General features: G+C 64.6%; 16 protein-coding genes. 13 read left to right on the top strand and 3 right to left on the bottom strand.

Annotation, left to right across the window (positions count from 1 at the left end):
• The first annotated feature begins 54 nt into the window (after window positions 1-54).
• Together JW030_RS07670 and JW030_RS07665 are read left to right on the top strand one after the other, a co-directional pair.
• Window positions 55-1,026, top strand: a complete 972-nt coding sequence (locus JW030_RS07670) for a Fic family protein (protein WP_241095368.1) — start codon at window positions 55-57, stop codon at window positions 1,024-1,026.
• A gap of 1,208 nt (window positions 1,027-2,234) precedes the next feature.
• Window positions 2,235-2,546: a thiamine-binding protein gene (locus JW030_RS07665; protein WP_188046132.1), complete on the top strand. Its 312-nt coding sequence runs from the start codon at window positions 2,235-2,237 to the stop codon at window positions 2,544-2,546.
• Window positions 2,547-2,632: 86 nt separating this feature from the next.
• Here JW030_RS07665 and JW030_RS07660 read toward each other — a convergent pair whose 3' ends face one another.
• Window positions 2,633-3,550, bottom strand: a complete 918-nt coding sequence (locus JW030_RS07660; RefSeq protein WP_241095367.1) for a S9 family peptidase — start codon at window positions 3,548-3,550, stop codon at window positions 2,633-2,635.
• A gap of 134 nt (window positions 3,551-3,684) precedes the next feature.
• On the opposite strand from JW030_RS07660, the gene JW030_RS07655 reads away from it, so the two are divergent.
• Complete coding sequence (locus tag JW030_RS07655) at window positions 3,685-4,275, top strand: N-acetyltransferase (RefSeq protein ID WP_188046133.1); 591 nt, start codon at window positions 3,685-3,687, stop codon at window positions 4,273-4,275.
• Window positions 4,272-5,060 carry a PaaX family transcriptional regulator gene (locus JW030_RS07650; RefSeq protein WP_188046134.1) on the top strand — a complete coding sequence of 263 codons (789 nt, stop codon included), beginning with the start codon at window positions 4,272-4,274 and terminating at the stop codon, window positions 5,058-5,060. Before JW030_RS07655 ends, JW030_RS07650 begins: the two co-directional genes overlap by 4 nt.
• 48 nt (window positions 5,061-5,108) lie before the next feature.
• On the opposite strand, the gene JW030_RS07645 is transcribed toward JW030_RS07650, so the two are convergent.
• Window positions 5,109-5,807: an SDR family oxidoreductase gene (locus tag JW030_RS07645; protein WP_188046135.1), complete on the bottom strand. Its 699-nt coding sequence runs from the start codon at window positions 5,805-5,807 to the stop codon at window positions 5,109-5,111.
• Between the two features lie 73 nt (window positions 5,808-5,880).
• On the opposite strand from JW030_RS07645, the gene JW030_RS07640 reads away from it, so the two are divergent.
• Window positions 5,881-6,810, top strand: a complete 930-nt coding sequence (locus JW030_RS07640; protein WP_188046136.1) for a tyrosine recombinase XerC — start codon at window positions 5,881-5,883, stop codon at window positions 6,808-6,810.
• Window positions 6,811-6,822: 12 nt separating this feature from the next.
• Here the strand turns inward: JW030_RS07640 and JW030_RS07635 are convergent, their stop codons facing one another.
• Entirely contained in the window at window positions 6,823-7,314 is a 492-nt protein-coding gene (locus tag JW030_RS07635; protein WP_188046137.1) for a M23 family metallopeptidase, read from the bottom strand.
• A gap of 336 nt (window positions 7,315-7,650) precedes the next feature.
• Between JW030_RS07635 and rpsB the strand changes: the two genes are divergently transcribed.
• From rpsB to JW030_RS07595, 8 genes are all read left to right on the top strand, one after another.
• Entirely contained in the window at window positions 7,651-8,517 is an 867-nt protein-coding gene (gene rpsB, locus JW030_RS07630; RefSeq protein WP_188046138.1) for a 30S ribosomal protein S2, read from the top strand.
• Between the two features lie 39 nt (window positions 8,518-8,556).
• Window positions 8,557-9,384, top strand: a complete 828-nt coding sequence (tsf, locus tag JW030_RS07625; RefSeq protein WP_188046139.1) for a translation elongation factor Ts — start codon at window positions 8,557-8,559, stop codon at window positions 9,382-9,384.
• Window positions 9,385-9,515: 131 nt separating this feature from the next.
• Window positions 9,516-10,235 carry a UMP kinase gene (gene pyrH / locus JW030_RS07620; protein ID WP_188046140.1) on the top strand — a complete coding sequence of 240 codons (720 nt, stop codon included), beginning with the start codon at window positions 9,516-9,518 and terminating at the stop codon, window positions 10,233-10,235.
• A 74-nt stretch (window positions 10,236-10,309) separates the two neighbouring features.
• On the top strand, window positions 10,310-10,864 hold the full coding sequence (gene frr, locus JW030_RS07615) for a ribosome recycling factor (protein WP_188046141.1): 555 nt from the start codon (window positions 10,310-10,312) through the stop codon (window positions 10,862-10,864).
• A 5-nt stretch (window positions 10,865-10,869) separates the two neighbouring features.
• Complete coding sequence (locus JW030_RS07610) at window positions 10,870-11,790, top strand: phosphatidate cytidylyltransferase (protein WP_188046142.1); 921 nt, start codon at window positions 10,870-10,872, stop codon at window positions 11,788-11,790.
• Window positions 11,787-12,371, top strand: a complete 585-nt coding sequence (locus JW030_RS07605) for a DivIVA domain-containing protein (protein WP_188046143.1) — start codon at window positions 11,787-11,789, stop codon at window positions 12,369-12,371. The genes JW030_RS07610 and JW030_RS07605 overlap by 4 nt, the downstream gene beginning before the upstream one ends.
• Before the next feature lie 66 nt (window positions 12,372-12,437).
• Window positions 12,438-13,037 carry a transglycosylase SLT domain-containing protein gene (locus JW030_RS07600; RefSeq protein WP_241095366.1) on the top strand — a complete coding sequence of 200 codons (600 nt, stop codon included), beginning with the start codon at window positions 12,438-12,440 and terminating at the stop codon, window positions 13,035-13,037.
• A gap of 12 nt (window positions 13,038-13,049) precedes the next feature.
• Window positions 13,050-13,331, top strand: coding sequence for an ATP/GTP-binding protein (locus JW030_RS07595; protein WP_188046144.1), 282 nt, complete (start codon window positions 13,050-13,052; stop codon window positions 13,329-13,331).
• The last annotated feature ends 36 nt before the right edge of the window (window positions 13,332-13,367 follow it).

Genomic DNA, 13,367 nt, shown 5'->3' with positions numbered 1-13,367 from the left:
GGCAATCATCTTCATACCAAAGGTTATGTTCCTAACCTTTGTTACTGCAGATCCATGCCTCAGGATAGCAATGCAGTCTCCGCAGCAGGCCGACCACTGTGGCTGGCGCTCACTTACGAGTCTCGCCCGTGGGAACGCTCGGGCAACGAGGTCGCCTCGCGTCGGGCGAAACGCCAGGCCCGTGGCGAGTACCGGGCCTCGGTGCCACCATTCATTGCTGGTGCGGCCGTCGATCTCGCGCCCGAGGTCCGCGCGCTGGCCGATGACGCGAGTGGGGAACTTGCCCGTTTCGACGCGACGATTGGGATTATCGCGGCGCCGTTCACCTCGATCCTGCTCCGAACCGAATCTGCATCGAGTTCTGAGATCGAAAATCTCACCTCAAGTGCCAAGCAGGTGGCGCTCGCAGAGATTGGCGCGTCGCAGTCCGAGAACGCGCGGCTCGTCTTCGCAAGCGCTGCGCTGGAACTCGCCGACGACCTGAGCGTCGCGTCTATCATTGCCATGCATGATGCACTCCTGGCCGAGAGCGCGCCAGACTTTGTCGGCTCATTCCGGGGCGAGCAGGTCTGGATTGGTGGGGGCGGCATCTCGCCTCACGAGGCATTGTTCGTGCCTCCGCACCATGAGCGAGTACCTGACCTGATGAGGGATCTGATTGAGTTCGCGAGCAGGACGGACGTGCCCGTCCTCGTGCACAGCGCCATCGTGCACGCACAGTTCGAGACAATTCACCCGTTCCCCGATGGCAACGGCCGTATCGGCCGGGCGTTCATTCACAGCATGCTCCGCCACGGCGGCATCACACGCAACGTGACCGTTCCCGTTTCGGCCGGGCTGCTGCAGGATACGAGCCGCTACTTCGGCGCGCTGACCTCGTATCGATCCGGCCACCTGAACGCCATTGTCGAGGCCGTCTCCGAAGCTGCGCTTGCCGCAATCAGTAACGGCAGCACGCTCGTCGCCCAGGCGGACCCCTGGAAGGTAGAGATTCGCGCTCGACGGGGCTCGGCTCCGGCTCGCTAGCAAGAGCTCCTCATCAGGCAGCCAGTGGTCACTGCAAAGATCGTCGCTGCCGAGCTCGCGGTTTCAGAAGTTGCGGCTCAGGCAGCGATAGACCGGCTCGTCGATGCCGTTGTTTTGCAACAAACCAACAGTTCGAAGCGAATCGCATCTGGCACGCACCCTTGGTGCTCGCCGCGCTCGACGACTTCGGTCGGCGCGCGCGGCGCGGACGATAATGCACTGCGGCGCGGACACGTCGACTCAACAGTCCGCCTGCGGCCTGGCGCGGCGAGGTTGAGCGGTCGGGCCGGCTGGTGACGATGGTGACTCGGTCGCGGAGGTCCGTGCCGGTGTCAAACAGCTCACGCGAGTTCGGAATCTCTCTACAGGGCCAGAGGTCTCCCTTGGTCTCGACTCCGATGGGTGCCGCAATGCTCGGCAGTTCAGTGCTCATGCGTCGTTGTAGGCACTCGCCCGAGCCGCCCCGATCACTGCGTGGCCGCCTCAGTGACGTTGTCCCGTTCTTTTCGCCAGAAGGCGTGATAGGGGTAGTCGCCATCAGCCTCGTTTGCCGTCCGCACGGCGAGCGGGGCGGGGGGCGAGCGCAATCACGCCCGCCGTTTCGTATCGCTCTCCGAGGGTGAGGACAAGCCTGGTGCGGTAGTGCGCGATCCAGAGCACTACGAGATCATGGTCGCTGCGTACCTGAACTGTTTCACACTCGCCCCGCTCGTGTCGGGTGATCATCCATCCGCTCTGCCCGTCTGCCTCGGTGTCGAAGTCTGGGTCGCCGCCCCAGCCCCAACTTCCGCGCCGGGAACCAGGTCGTCAAACTCACCTGCAACTCTGTGGGGGCTCACCCGGGGATCGAAGTCCATTGGGTCCCGCCGCGCTGGTGCAATCACTGCGGACAGCGCGATAGTCGGGAGGGCCAGCGACCCTCGATCGATCAGGCCGAGGTGTAACGGCAGCATCTGCAAGTAACGTCGGCGCTCGTCTGCTGAGCGGAACGGAGGAAGCGGAATTGAATCAACTACTGGGCTGTCCCAGAGCGCGGTTTCGTTGAGGAAGCTCCGTGTGTAATCCTCCCCTTTCCGGGCGGCCCCGCCCCTACGGCTCGCGACCGCTCAGTCCATCATGCCGACTGAGGTGACCGGTGTTGTAGCGTGTGAGGAAGGGCCGCCCCCGCGGGGTGCGCGCGGCCGAACTACTCTTGCAGAGGAAGTCTCATGATTCTTGCGTTTTCAGTCGCACCAGTGGGCGGCGCGGACGCCGATGGATCGGTCTCCATCGCCGTTGCCGAGGCAGTAAAGGTCGTCCGCGAGTCTGGCCTGCCGCACCGGACCTCGAGCATGTTCACCGAGATCGAAGGGTCTTGGGATGAGGTATTTGACGTCGTGAAGCGCGCGACCGAGGCCGTATTGCCCTTTGGGTCGCGCGTCTCGCTTGTGATGAAGGCGGACATTCGGCCCGGCTTCACGGACGAGCTCGATGCAAAGCTCGACCGACTCGAGCGGGCAATCGAGGGTTCCGGTACGTAGCCTTCAACGCTCGCCATCGAACTGCGCGGGGTCTGGAAGATACGAGCGGCGGCTCCCCGACTTTGTACGGCCCTGGCAGGGAACGTTCAGTCGATAGCGCCGAGGAAATCGGTGTAGCCGTCGATCACGCCGGGAGCGAGGAGACCTCGTGGCCAAGCGATGCCGACCACGGCGCCGATGACCTCGTTGCTATCGACGATTGGTCGCGCCATGGAATGGACTGCGTCGACGTGTTGTACGAGCAGCGATGCGCCGAAGATATCTCGGTAGGCCCGTTCTGTCTCAGCGACGTCCACGTTGCGGTCGTGGTCTCCGGCAAGGAGAAGGATGGGGATCTCGCGTTTCGCCGCCGCGCGGAGGTCCGCAGCGGCGTCGGCGTTCATGTTGCGGGCGACGAATGCCCACCGCTCGGCCGTCATTGGTGGGTCCTCCGTCGAAACCAAGCGGTACTCGGCGTAGCTGGCGCCGCCGTCGAGGAGCGCCCTCACTCGGTCACTCTCGGCGATCTTGTGGTTCCGTTGGGTCCGTGAAGCAGTCTCGAAATCCAGTTCGGCCAGGAGGTTGTAGCGGCCCTGCGCAAGCCAGTTGATCGCGGTCCCGACGGCGACCACTCCGTCGATGTCGGTCCGCGCGGCTACGACCTTTGGTAGAACCCAACCTGCTTGGCTCGCGCCCCACAACACGATGTGATCGGTGGGGATGTCCTCCTGCGCTAGGGCCCAATCGATGGCGATCCCGACTTCAGCGGCGCGGTCGTCCATCGATTGGTTGAGCCAGTTGCCCGTTGATCCGCCCACGCCTGGCTTGCTCCACGACAGTGTCGCAAACCCTGCGTCGGCTGCGCCTTCGAACCAGGGCAGGTACAAGCCGTCCTGTGTTGCGTCCACGGCGGCATCCCCATGCACCATGACCACGATCCCGCGCGCGGAGCCGTCCCGTGGGAGGGTGAGCACCCCGTTCAACTGCCCACTCTCGGCCGGAATTTGCACGGCGGTCTGTCGCACACGAAAGTCGTTTCCGACAGCCACTACGCCAACCGCACCGAGCATCACTGCTACGAGAATGCTCGCACCGAGAACAGGCTTTCGTGTAAATATCTTTCTGCGCACGAACGTACTGTATCTGATAGAAATGACCTATGGAGAGTGTCACTATCGAGCTAGGGTTTGATGAGTCTGAGCGAGCGCAAGTTGGCACCCTGTATTGGGAAGCATTTCGCCAGAAGCTTGGCCTGGCCTTCAGCAGTGCAGAGGTGGGACTCCGTGTTCTTCGGGCGGCGCTGCGTTCCGACCGGGTGCTGGTGGGCCGTTCTGAGGATGCGGTCGTGGGCGTGTGCGGTTTCTACGCAAACGGGATAGGTGCCGCGGATCTCACCTGGAGATCTCTACGCGGGATCCAGTCGGTCGGGCAGGCCCTTCGATCGGTGCTCGTACTCAGCGTGCTCGGGCGCAGCGAAAAGAAGGGAACTCTCGTTCTGGACGGAATCTGCGTGGATGCGAACCAACGAGGCGCCGGAATCGGCACTGCCCTCCTCGACGCCGCCGAACGCTATGCGCGGCAGGAAGGCTTAAGTTCCGTGCGCCTGTCCGTCATCGACCGTAACCCCCGCGCAGAGGCGCTCTACCAGCGCCGTGGCTTCCGGCCCGTCGACGCAGGGTCGATGGGCGTTCTGGGATACGTGTACGGTTTTGATCGCTACACCGTTATGGAAAAGAAGTTGACGCCGTGAGCGGTCAGATCGCACCCCGCACACTGATTGAAGCCTTTCTGCCGATGCACGGCGAGGTGAGTCTCGCTCTGATCTACGACACTGCCAATCAGGTCGGCATCGACGACCAGCCCGTCAGACTGGCGCTCCGGCGGCTCATCGCCGCCGGTGATATCGAGCAGTACGGCCGAGGACGCGCTGGAAGGATTTCGCTTACCGACTCTGGAAACCACAGGCTGAGCAGCGACCGCATTGCCGTTCTGCTCGCATTCGCCCAAGACGCTGGTCAGGCGCCATGGGACGGATCCTGGCGGATCCTCGGGATGAGTGCACCTGAGGCTGAACGTGCCGTCCGCGACGCATTTCGTCGCGAGGTCCTGAGCCTCGGAGCCGCGTCGTTCTCGACTGGCCTGTACGTCACTCCGCACGAACTCACCTCGCTTCTCTCGCCCAGCATCAGCCCGTACCTGGTCACCGCTACCGCCGAGGCAATCACGATGCGGGGGGTTACTGATCCCCACGAGATCGTGGAAGCGCTGTGGCCCGCCGCACCCGTCACGGACGCATATGCTTCGCTCGCCCAGGCGATCGACGATGATGATTCAGACGCCGCCCCGCTCGTCCGGCAGCTTCGCCTCGCTGACGCGCTTGAAACGGCGCTGAGGGGCGACCCGCTTATCCCCAGTGAGCTGCGTTCTGGGCAGTGGAAGCCCGCTGATATACGGCGCCGATGGGTGGACAGCTGGGGCGAAGCCGGAAGCCACGAGTCCACGGGCCTCATTTACGCAGGTTGGCTGCCGGAGTGATTGGTCTGCGCTCACTGCTACCGAGTCCGCGAGCGCCAGAGCGGCCGCTTAGAATCGCTCGTCCAGGATCGCGGGCATCACAATCTCCCGAATGAATGAGGCCGGCGAGAGTGCCAGGATCATCCGGACCACGTCAAGTACGTCGTGCACGGGGACCAGTATGCCTTCGCCAGCCAAGGCCGCGCGTTCCTTCGGGACATCGAGTGAGTCGGCGGTATTGAGGTACCCGAGTTGTATCGTCGTGACCGCGAGTCGTTCGGCGCGATAGTTCTCCCGCAAGGCGTCGGCGAGTCCGTTCAACGCGGCCTTTGTCGAGCCAAAGGCGACCTCGGGTCGCCCGCTTCTGGGGAGGCCTGAAGTTGAGCCAGTGAGTATTACCCGGGGCTGGTCGCTGCTGAGCAACCGCGGAAGCAGTCGGTTCAGCAACAGGATCGGCCCGGTAATGTTCGTGGCGATGAGTGACTCTGTCGTGTTGTCCTGCTGCGAGACAAAGTCGTAGGCAGGAGTAAAGGCGTCCGGTTCCCACGCCCCGAGGTTGTAGATCACGAGATCCAGTCCGCCAGGGGCATGCAGTGCGACGGTTTCTGCGGCCTGGCGTGGGTCGTCGAAATTTGCCTCGATCCAGTTCATGTCGCTGTCCGCGGGGCGCACCCGCGAGACCCCAGTGACCTGGTGGCCGTCGCCGATAAGCCCCTCAACAAATGCTCGACCGAGACCCTTGCTTGCGCCCACAACCAGTACCTTCACGGGGAGTAGTATCCCATCCGGCGCTTCGCCGTGCCTCGAGCTGGAGAAGGTTCCCACCTGACAGAATGGTGGCATGCGACTAGCCGAGGCGATCACGGGATTCCTCGAAACCGTCGAGTTCGAATACGGGTACTCGGCGCACACTCTGCGCGCCTACCGGACCGACCTCCGCAGCCTCGTCGACTACTTGGCCGAGCGTGACGTTACGGACAGTGCGGATCTCTCCATCGACGTGCTCCGTGATTGGCTGTGGGCCCGGCAGCAGGCTGGCCTGTCGTCGAGCACCATCGGGCGGGGCGTCGCGACGCTCAAATCATTTGGTGGCTGGCTCGAGAACCGCCGTGTCGTTCCCGGCAACCCTGCCTCCCGTCTGCGGGCGCCCAAGGCGGCGCAGTCGCTGCCTCGCGTGTTGAGTGACGAGCAGATGGGCAGGATCCTGGACCGTGCCGCTGTGCTCGCCGAATCAGGTGACCCGATCGAGGTGCGCAACCACGCGATCCTCGAGCTGCTGTACGCCTCGGCGTTGCGTGTCTCGGAGCTCAGTGAGCTGCCACTGCATCAGCTTGATCTGGGGGAGCGGACGGTGCGCGTGCTCGGCAAGGGTGGCAAGGAACGACTGGTTCCGTTCGGTGCCCCCGCGGCGCGAGCTTTGCAACGCTATGTCGATCATGCGCGCCCAGCGTTGAGGGCACGCGCGAACGCCGCAGCAACCCCAGCCCAGCCCGCCGCCGAAGTGTTTCTGGGGAGCCGGGGCCAGGCGATCTCAACCCGCACCGTTTACGATCTCGTGCGTCGCGAGCTCGACCAGGAGCCCGGCAGCGGTCCGCGCGGCCCGCATGCGTTTCGGCACACCGCCGCCACGCACTTGCTCGACGGCGGCGCGGACCTCCGTGTCGTCCAGGAGGTCCTCGGCCACGCGAGCCTCGCGAGCACCCAGGTGTACACGCACGTTTCGACGGAGCGGCTCGCGCAGAGCTACCGCCAGGCGCACCCGAGGGCGTAGCGAAACACCGGCTCACCACGGCAGCAGCTTCGGCCGGCCTGCGAAGAAGCGCAGCGGGTTCACGTACTCGCCGTCGACCCGCACCCCGAGGTGCAGGCAGCGCGTGCCGCAGTGTCCGCCGGTGGCAACGGTGCCGACCTCGACGCCCCGGCTGACGAGAGCGCCCTCGAGCAGCTCGGTGGTGACCGGCTCGAGCGATAGGAGGGTGCGCTCGTCAACCCTGATGCTCAGTAGCGGGCGGTCCACCACATTCCCCGCGAAGGTCACGACCCCGCTGGCGGGCGCAAGGACCGGTGTTCCGGTGAGGGCTGCTACGTCGAGGCCGCGATGCCCGGCCGCATAGGGATTGGGCGGAGCGCGGAACTGTTCCGCGACGCGGAGTGGTGGCCCCAGTGGCGGAGCCCAGAGGGTCCCACCGGGAATAATTCCGCCGACGGCGGCAAACATCGCCCCGATGGAGAGCAGACGACGAGCCCACCTCGTCGTTCGGATCGTCGCGCTCATACCCAAGACTCTGCGCCGAGAGACACCGCAGCGGGGCGGATCCTGCGAATCGGTGGAGAAATCGGCGTTTGCGTGCCCTGTGACCGGAGAAGCACGCGCGGCGACACCCCTCGCGCCGCTGCGACGTCGGCGCCCTCGGGGGTGATACGATGGGGGAAGCACTCCTCACGGGGTGACTACGCGTGCCCGAAAGCGCTTTTCTGCCACCGGTCCACCTGCATTGTTTCAGTGCGAGTGGCGGCGGGGGAGCCGGGCACCAGGATTAGCCGCACTCGCGGCTGAGACATAACCGCAAATACCGCATCATTTGTGATGCGCAGAATAGGAGAAACGACCATGGCCGTCGTTACCATCCGCCAGCTGCTCGACAGCGGCGTCCACTTCGGACACCAGACCCGTCGTTGGAACCCGAAGATGAAGCGCTTCATTTTCACCGAGCGCTCGGGCATCTACATCATCGATCTGCAGCAGTCGCTTGCATACATCGATCGCGCGTACGACTTCGTCAAGACCACGATCTCTCGTGGCGGCTCGATCCTGTTCGTGGGCACCAAGAAGCAGGCGCAGGAAGCCATCGCAGAGCAGGCCGACCGCGTCGGCCAGCCCTACGTCAACCAGCGCTGGCTCGGTGGCCTGCTCACCAACTTCCAGACCGTCACCAAGCGCCTTGAGCGCATGAAGGAGCTGGAGCAGCTCGACTTCGAGGGCACCACGAGTGGCTTCACCAAGAAGGAGCTCCTCCTCAAGAAGCGCGAGCTCGACAAGCTGCACAAGTCGCTCGGCGGCATCCGCAACATGACGAAGACCCCCTCGGCTCTCTGGGTCGTCGACACCAAGAAGGAGCACCTCGCAATTGACGAGGCGCGCAAGCTCGGTATCCCCGTCATCGCGATCCTCGACACGAACTGTGATCCCGACGAGGTCACCTACCCGATCCCGGGCAACGATGACGCCATCCGCTCGGTCGCATTGCTGACCCGCGTGATCGCCGACGCTGCTGCTGAGGGCCTCATGGAGCGCCACCAGAAGCCGGAAGAGGGCGCTGCTGCTGAGCCCCTCGCCGAGTGGGAGGTCGAGATCCTGACCTCGAGCACCGACGAGGCACCCGCCGCAGAAGAGACCCCCGCGGTCGAGGCTGCTGCTGAGGAAGCCCCCGCTGTCGAGGCCACCGAGGCCGAGGCTGCGGCTCCCGCAGCTGAGTAAGCACCGGATCACTCACACCTCTACGTAAAAGGAGTCAACATGGCAACGGTCAGCATGGCTGCCGTCAAGGAGCTGCGCGAGCGTCTCGGCGCTGGCATGGTCGATAGCAAGAACGCACTCGTTGAAGCTGAAGGCGACATCGAGAAGGCGATTGAGATTCTTCGTCTCAAGGGCATGAAGGGCGTCGCCAAGCGCGAGGGCCGTGCCACGAGCGAGGGCCTCATCGCTGTCAAGGAGTCGGAAGGCTCCGCCACGATGATCGAGCTCGCGTGCGAGACCGACTTCGTCGCGAAGAACGAGAAGTTCATCGCACTGGGTCAGCGCGTGCTCGACGCAGTCGTCGCCGCCGGCGCGAAGACGCTCGAGGAGGCAGTTGCTGCTCCGCTCGAGGGCAAGACCGTCGCGGAGATCATCACCGACGAGGCAGCAATTATCGGCGAGAAGGTTGAACTTCGTCGTATTGCAGTCGTCGAGGGTGAGCACATCGCGGTCTACCTGCACCAGACCTCGAAGGATCTCCCGCCGCAGGTTGGCGTCGTCGTTGGCTTTGCCGGCGGCAGCGCGGACACCGGTACCGGGATCGCCCAGCACATCTCGTTCGCTGATCCGCTGTACGTGGACCGCGACGGTGTGCCCGAGGCTGATGTCGCCAAGGAGCGTGACCTCGTCACCGAGATCGCGCAGAACGAGGGCAAGCCTGCTGCTGCTCTGCCGAAGATCATTGAGGGCCGCCTGAGCGGGTTCTTCAAGACCGTCGTGCTGCTCGAGCAGGATTACGCTCGCGACAGCAAGCAGTCGGTGCGCAAGGTCCTCGAGGCCGAGGGCATGACCATCTCGGGCTTCGCCCGTTTCAAGGTCGGCGCCTAGCCAGACAACACACGAGACCCGGGCCCCTGTGGCCCGGGTCTCGTGCTGTGCCCGGGCCCCGTGGCCCAGGCACCACACAGCAATATCGGCGTAGTCCCGCTACGCTACATGTGAACGAAGGAGACCCTCTGATGACCGAAACCCCCACGAAGAAGCGCCGCGTACTGCTCAAGCTCTCGGGGGAGGCGTTCGGCGGAGGCACCCTCGGGGTCAACCCCGACATCATCAGCCACGTGGCGCGTGAGATCGCTGCAGCCATGGACACCGCCGAGGTCGCGGTCGTCGTCGGCGGCGGCAACTTCTTCCGCGGAGCAGAGCTCTCGCAGCGCGGCATGGACCGTGCCCGGGCCGACTACATGGGCATGCTCGGCACCGTCATGAACGCGCTCGCGTTGCAGGACTTCCTCGAGCAGGCCGGCGTATCGAGCCGCGTCCAGTCCGCGATCACGATGACGCAGGTCGCCGAGACGTACATTCCGCTGCGTGCCATTCGGCACCTCGAAAAGGGCCGCGTCGTCATCTTCGGCGCCGGCGCCGGTTTGCCCTACTTCTCGACCGACACGGTCGCTGCCCAGCGCGCGCTCGAGATTCATGCTGACGAGGTACTCGTCGCGAAGAACGGCGTGGACGGCGTCTACACCGCCGACCCGAACGTCGACCCGACGGCGACCCGGATCGATCGCATTACCTACAACGAGGCGTTGCAGCGCGGCCTGCGTGTCGTCGACTCGACCGCGTTCAGCCTCTGCATGGACAACGGCATGCCGATGCGTGTGTTTGGCATGTCACCCGACGGCTCGGTAACGCGCGCGGTGCGCGGCGAAGAGCTCGGCACCCTCGTCCACAGCTAGTCCGGTTCGCCGGCCCACTACTTTCACCGCTCCCGATATGCTGGAACGGTACCCGTACGACGAAGGAGAACCCCGTGATTGATGAGGTCTTTACCAACGCAAAGGACCGAATGAGCAAGGCGCTCGATTCGGCCAAGGAGAGCTTCTCTCAGGTCCGTACCGGTCGCGCGACCCCCTCGATCCTGCAGAACGTGCTGGTCGACTACTACGGCACGCCGACCCCACTGCCGCAGCTCGCTTCGGTTGCCAACCAGGACGCGCGCAGCCTGATCGTCACCCCGTACGACAAGGGTGCGATTCGCGACATTGAGCAGGCCATCCGCGACATGCCGAACCTGGGCGCGAACCCCTCGAATGACGGCACCGTTGTGCGCGTGACGCTTCCCGACCTGACCGAGGAGCGCCGCAAGGAGTTCGTCAAGGTCGTCAAGGCTAAGGCCGAAGATGCGCGCGTCGTGATTCGCAACATGCGCCGCAAGGCGAAGGATGAGCTTGACGCGCTCAAGGCGGAGGTCGGCGAGGACGATATTGTCCGCGCTGAGAAGGAGCTTGAAACGCTGACGAAGCAGTTCATCGACCAGGTCGATGACGCGCTGAAGCGCAAAGAGGCAGAGCTCCTCGAGGTCTAGGCGTCATGTCGGGGGAAGAACGACACGACGACTTGCGGGCACACCTCGAGTCGCAGCGCGCGAAGCTTGAGGCCACGAGCGCTCGCATTGAGGAGCGCGCCGGCCGAAACCTGTTCCTGGCGATCGGCACGGGCGTGCTCCTTGGCGGCGTGTTCGTGGGGAGCCTCCTGCTGAACCAGGCGATCTTCGTTGCCCTGGTGGCTGTGATCGTGGCGATTGCGTTGCTCGAGCTTGCCTCTGCGTTTCGCGGATCAGGGCGCCGAGTTCCGCGTTTTGGCGCGATGATCGGTGGCGTAGTCGTGATCGCTGGCGCGTACTGGCAGGGTGCCCAAGGCATGCTGCTGGGGCTCGTTTTGGCGTCGTTGTTGCTCACCGCCTGGCGACTCATCGAGGGCCTCGTGCCCCGGTGGGAGGTACCCCCGAAGACACTCTTGCGCGACATCTTCTCGGGACTCTTCTCGCTCGTGTATGTAGCGTTCCTCGCGGGCTTCACGGTGCTGCTCGTGCGCGAGTCGGGTGGCGAATGGTGGGTGTTCACACTCGTGCTCGTCGTGGTGTCGGTCGATATTGGCGCATACGCTGCGGGGATCACGCTCGGCAAGCACAAGATGACGCCTCGTATCAGCCCGAACAAAACGTGGGAAGGCTTTGCGGGGGCGGCAGTGGCCGCGTGTGTTACCGCGACGCTGATGACCACGCTCGTCCTGGGGCAGCCGTGGTGGCTCGGCGTCATTATGGGGGTGCTGCTCTTGCTGAGCGCAACGGGCGGCGACCTCACGGAGTCGCTGATCAAGCGCAACTTGGGAGTGAAAGACATGAGTTCATGGATTCCTGGTCACGGTGGTTTCCTTGACCGCCTTGACTCGATCCTGCCGTCTGCCGCAGTGGTGTTCGGTGTCGCGTTGACCGCCGGAGTGATCGCGTGAGCGCTCGTAACGCCAGGGCTGGGACAACCGAGACCAGTACGGCGTTTCCGATCGCGCCGCGCGGTGAGCTGGGCTACCGTCGCGCCGACGTCGACACGTTTCTCGGACGCGCCCGCGCGACCTACGAGGGCGCAGGGGGCGACGATCCAGTGACCGCTTCCGAGCTGCGCCGGACATCGTTCCCTTTGGTGAAGTCCGGGTATTCGGCACGCTTTGTCGACGCCGCGATTGACCGTCTCGAAGAGATCTTCTTCGAGCGAGAACGGCGCGCGTTCGTGCAGGAGCACGGTATGGGGGAGTGGGAGACCGAGGTGCGAGCGATTGTCGCGGACGTTCGCGGCCGTATTACTCGCCCGCGCGGGAAGCGTTTTCGCCGCCGCGGCCTGTTCGCGACCGGGTACAAGCGGTCTCAGGTAGACGCGTTCGTTGACCGGATCACCGGACTGCTCGACGGCAGCGCTCCGCTGTCGACGGGCGAGGTGCGCGAGGTCATGTTCCACTCGGAATGGCGTGGGTACGACGAAGACCAGGTCGATGCGCTGCTCGATTCGGTCGTCGAGCTGGTGCTCGCCAGCCGCTAGCGTCACCTGCCGAGACCCACATTCGGAGTGTCCTTCAAGGGCACGTGAGATAGAATCGTTGGTATTGTGTTCCTCTCATCATCGCCCGCAGGCACCCCGACCGCGCTCCGACGCCGCTCAAAGGTGCTGTCCATGCTGGCCGCCGGGGCCGCAGCAACTTTGTTGGGCGCGGCAGTAATCGCGCCCGTGACGCTTTCGGGAACCGCCGCGCAGGCGGCCCCAGAGCCGAGTGCCGAGATCTTCCAGCAGTTCGTCGCGTCGGACATTCCCGACACTTCGATCCCCGCTGAGTCGTTCGAGATCGAGCGACTGCCTGACCCCGAGCCGCCGCCGAAGCCTGCGGCCGCGGCGCAGCCTCAAGCGGCTTCGCGCCCGCTGTACACCGGTGGGGGCGCACCGGCTGAGTGGATGGCAGCTGCAGGTATCGCGCAGAGCGACTGGGGCTATGTTGATTACATTGCCAGCAAGGAAAGCGGCTGGAACCCGAACGCGACGAACTCGAGTTCAGGTGCCTGCGGCGTCATCCAGGCGTTGCCCTGCAGCAAGGTTCCCGGCAACGGATACGACCCGGTTGACAACCTGCGTTGGGCCAACGGCTACGCGACGGGTCGCTACGGCAGCTGGGCGCAGGCCTACGATTTCTGGCTCGCGAACCACTGGTGGTAGCAGGATCCTGCCATGGCGCGTAAGCACCGGCGAGCCGAAGCGGGGCCGCTGAGCGACGTCGGTCGACTCGCGAACGGGGGCGCCCAGCGCGTCACTCGCCGCGGCTCCGAATGGTTTGTCCGCGAGATCTCATCGAGTCGCGCCGAGAAAGCCTATCGCTGCCCGGGATGTGGGCAGGAAGTTCCGGTTGGCCAGGCTCACCTGGTCGTCTGGAGCGCCGAGCATTTCTTCGGCGACGAAGCGGCGGTCCGCGACCGGCGTCACTGGCACCTGCACTGCTGGCGCCTCGCCTAGCCCCTTATCGCCGTCGCGCTTGTCCTGCTTCGCCGC

The organism is Leucobacter sp. CX169 (assembly GCF_017161405.1).
Classification (GTDB): domain Bacteria; phylum Actinomycetota; class Actinomycetes; order Actinomycetales; family Microbacteriaceae; genus Cx-87.
This window is presented reverse-complemented; position numbering and strand designations above follow the sequence as displayed.

What these genes read in the sequence shown, in the direction of transcription:
- JW030_RS07670 (WP_241095368.1), top strand. Translation starts at nt 55, where the DNA reads ATGCCTCAGGATAGCAATGCAGTCTCCGCAGCAGGCCGACCACTGTGG.
- JW030_RS07665 (WP_188046132.1), top strand. Translation starts at nt 2,235, where the DNA reads ATGATTCTTGCGTTTTCAGTCGCACCAGTGGGCGGCGCGGACGCCGAT.
- JW030_RS07655 (WP_188046133.1), top strand. Translation starts at nt 3,685, where the DNA reads ATGGAGAGTGTCACTATCGAGCTAGGGTTTGATGAGTCTGAGCGAGCG.
- JW030_RS07640 (WP_188046136.1), top strand. Translation starts at nt 5,881, where the DNA reads ATGCGACTAGCCGAGGCGATCACGGGATTCCTCGAAACCGTCGAGTTC.
- JW030_RS07635 (WP_188046137.1), bottom strand. Translation starts at nt 7,314, where the DNA reads ATGAGCGCGACGATCCGAACGACGAGGTGGGCTCGTCGTCTGCTCTCC.
- rpsB (WP_188046138.1), top strand. Translation starts at nt 7,651, where the DNA reads ATGGCCGTCGTTACCATCCGCCAGCTGCTCGACAGCGGCGTCCACTTC.
- tsf (WP_188046139.1), top strand. Translation starts at nt 8,557, where the DNA reads ATGGCAACGGTCAGCATGGCTGCCGTCAAGGAGCTGCGCGAGCGTCTC.
- pyrH (WP_188046140.1), top strand. Translation starts at nt 9,516, where the DNA reads ATGACCGAAACCCCCACGAAGAAGCGCCGCGTACTGCTCAAGCTCTCG.
- JW030_RS07610 (WP_188046142.1), top strand. Translation starts at nt 10,870, where the DNA reads ATGTCGGGGGAAGAACGACACGACGACTTGCGGGCACACCTCGAGTCG.
- JW030_RS07595 (WP_188046144.1), top strand. Translation starts at nt 13,050, where the DNA reads ATGGCGCGTAAGCACCGGCGAGCCGAAGCGGGGCCGCTGAGCGACGTC.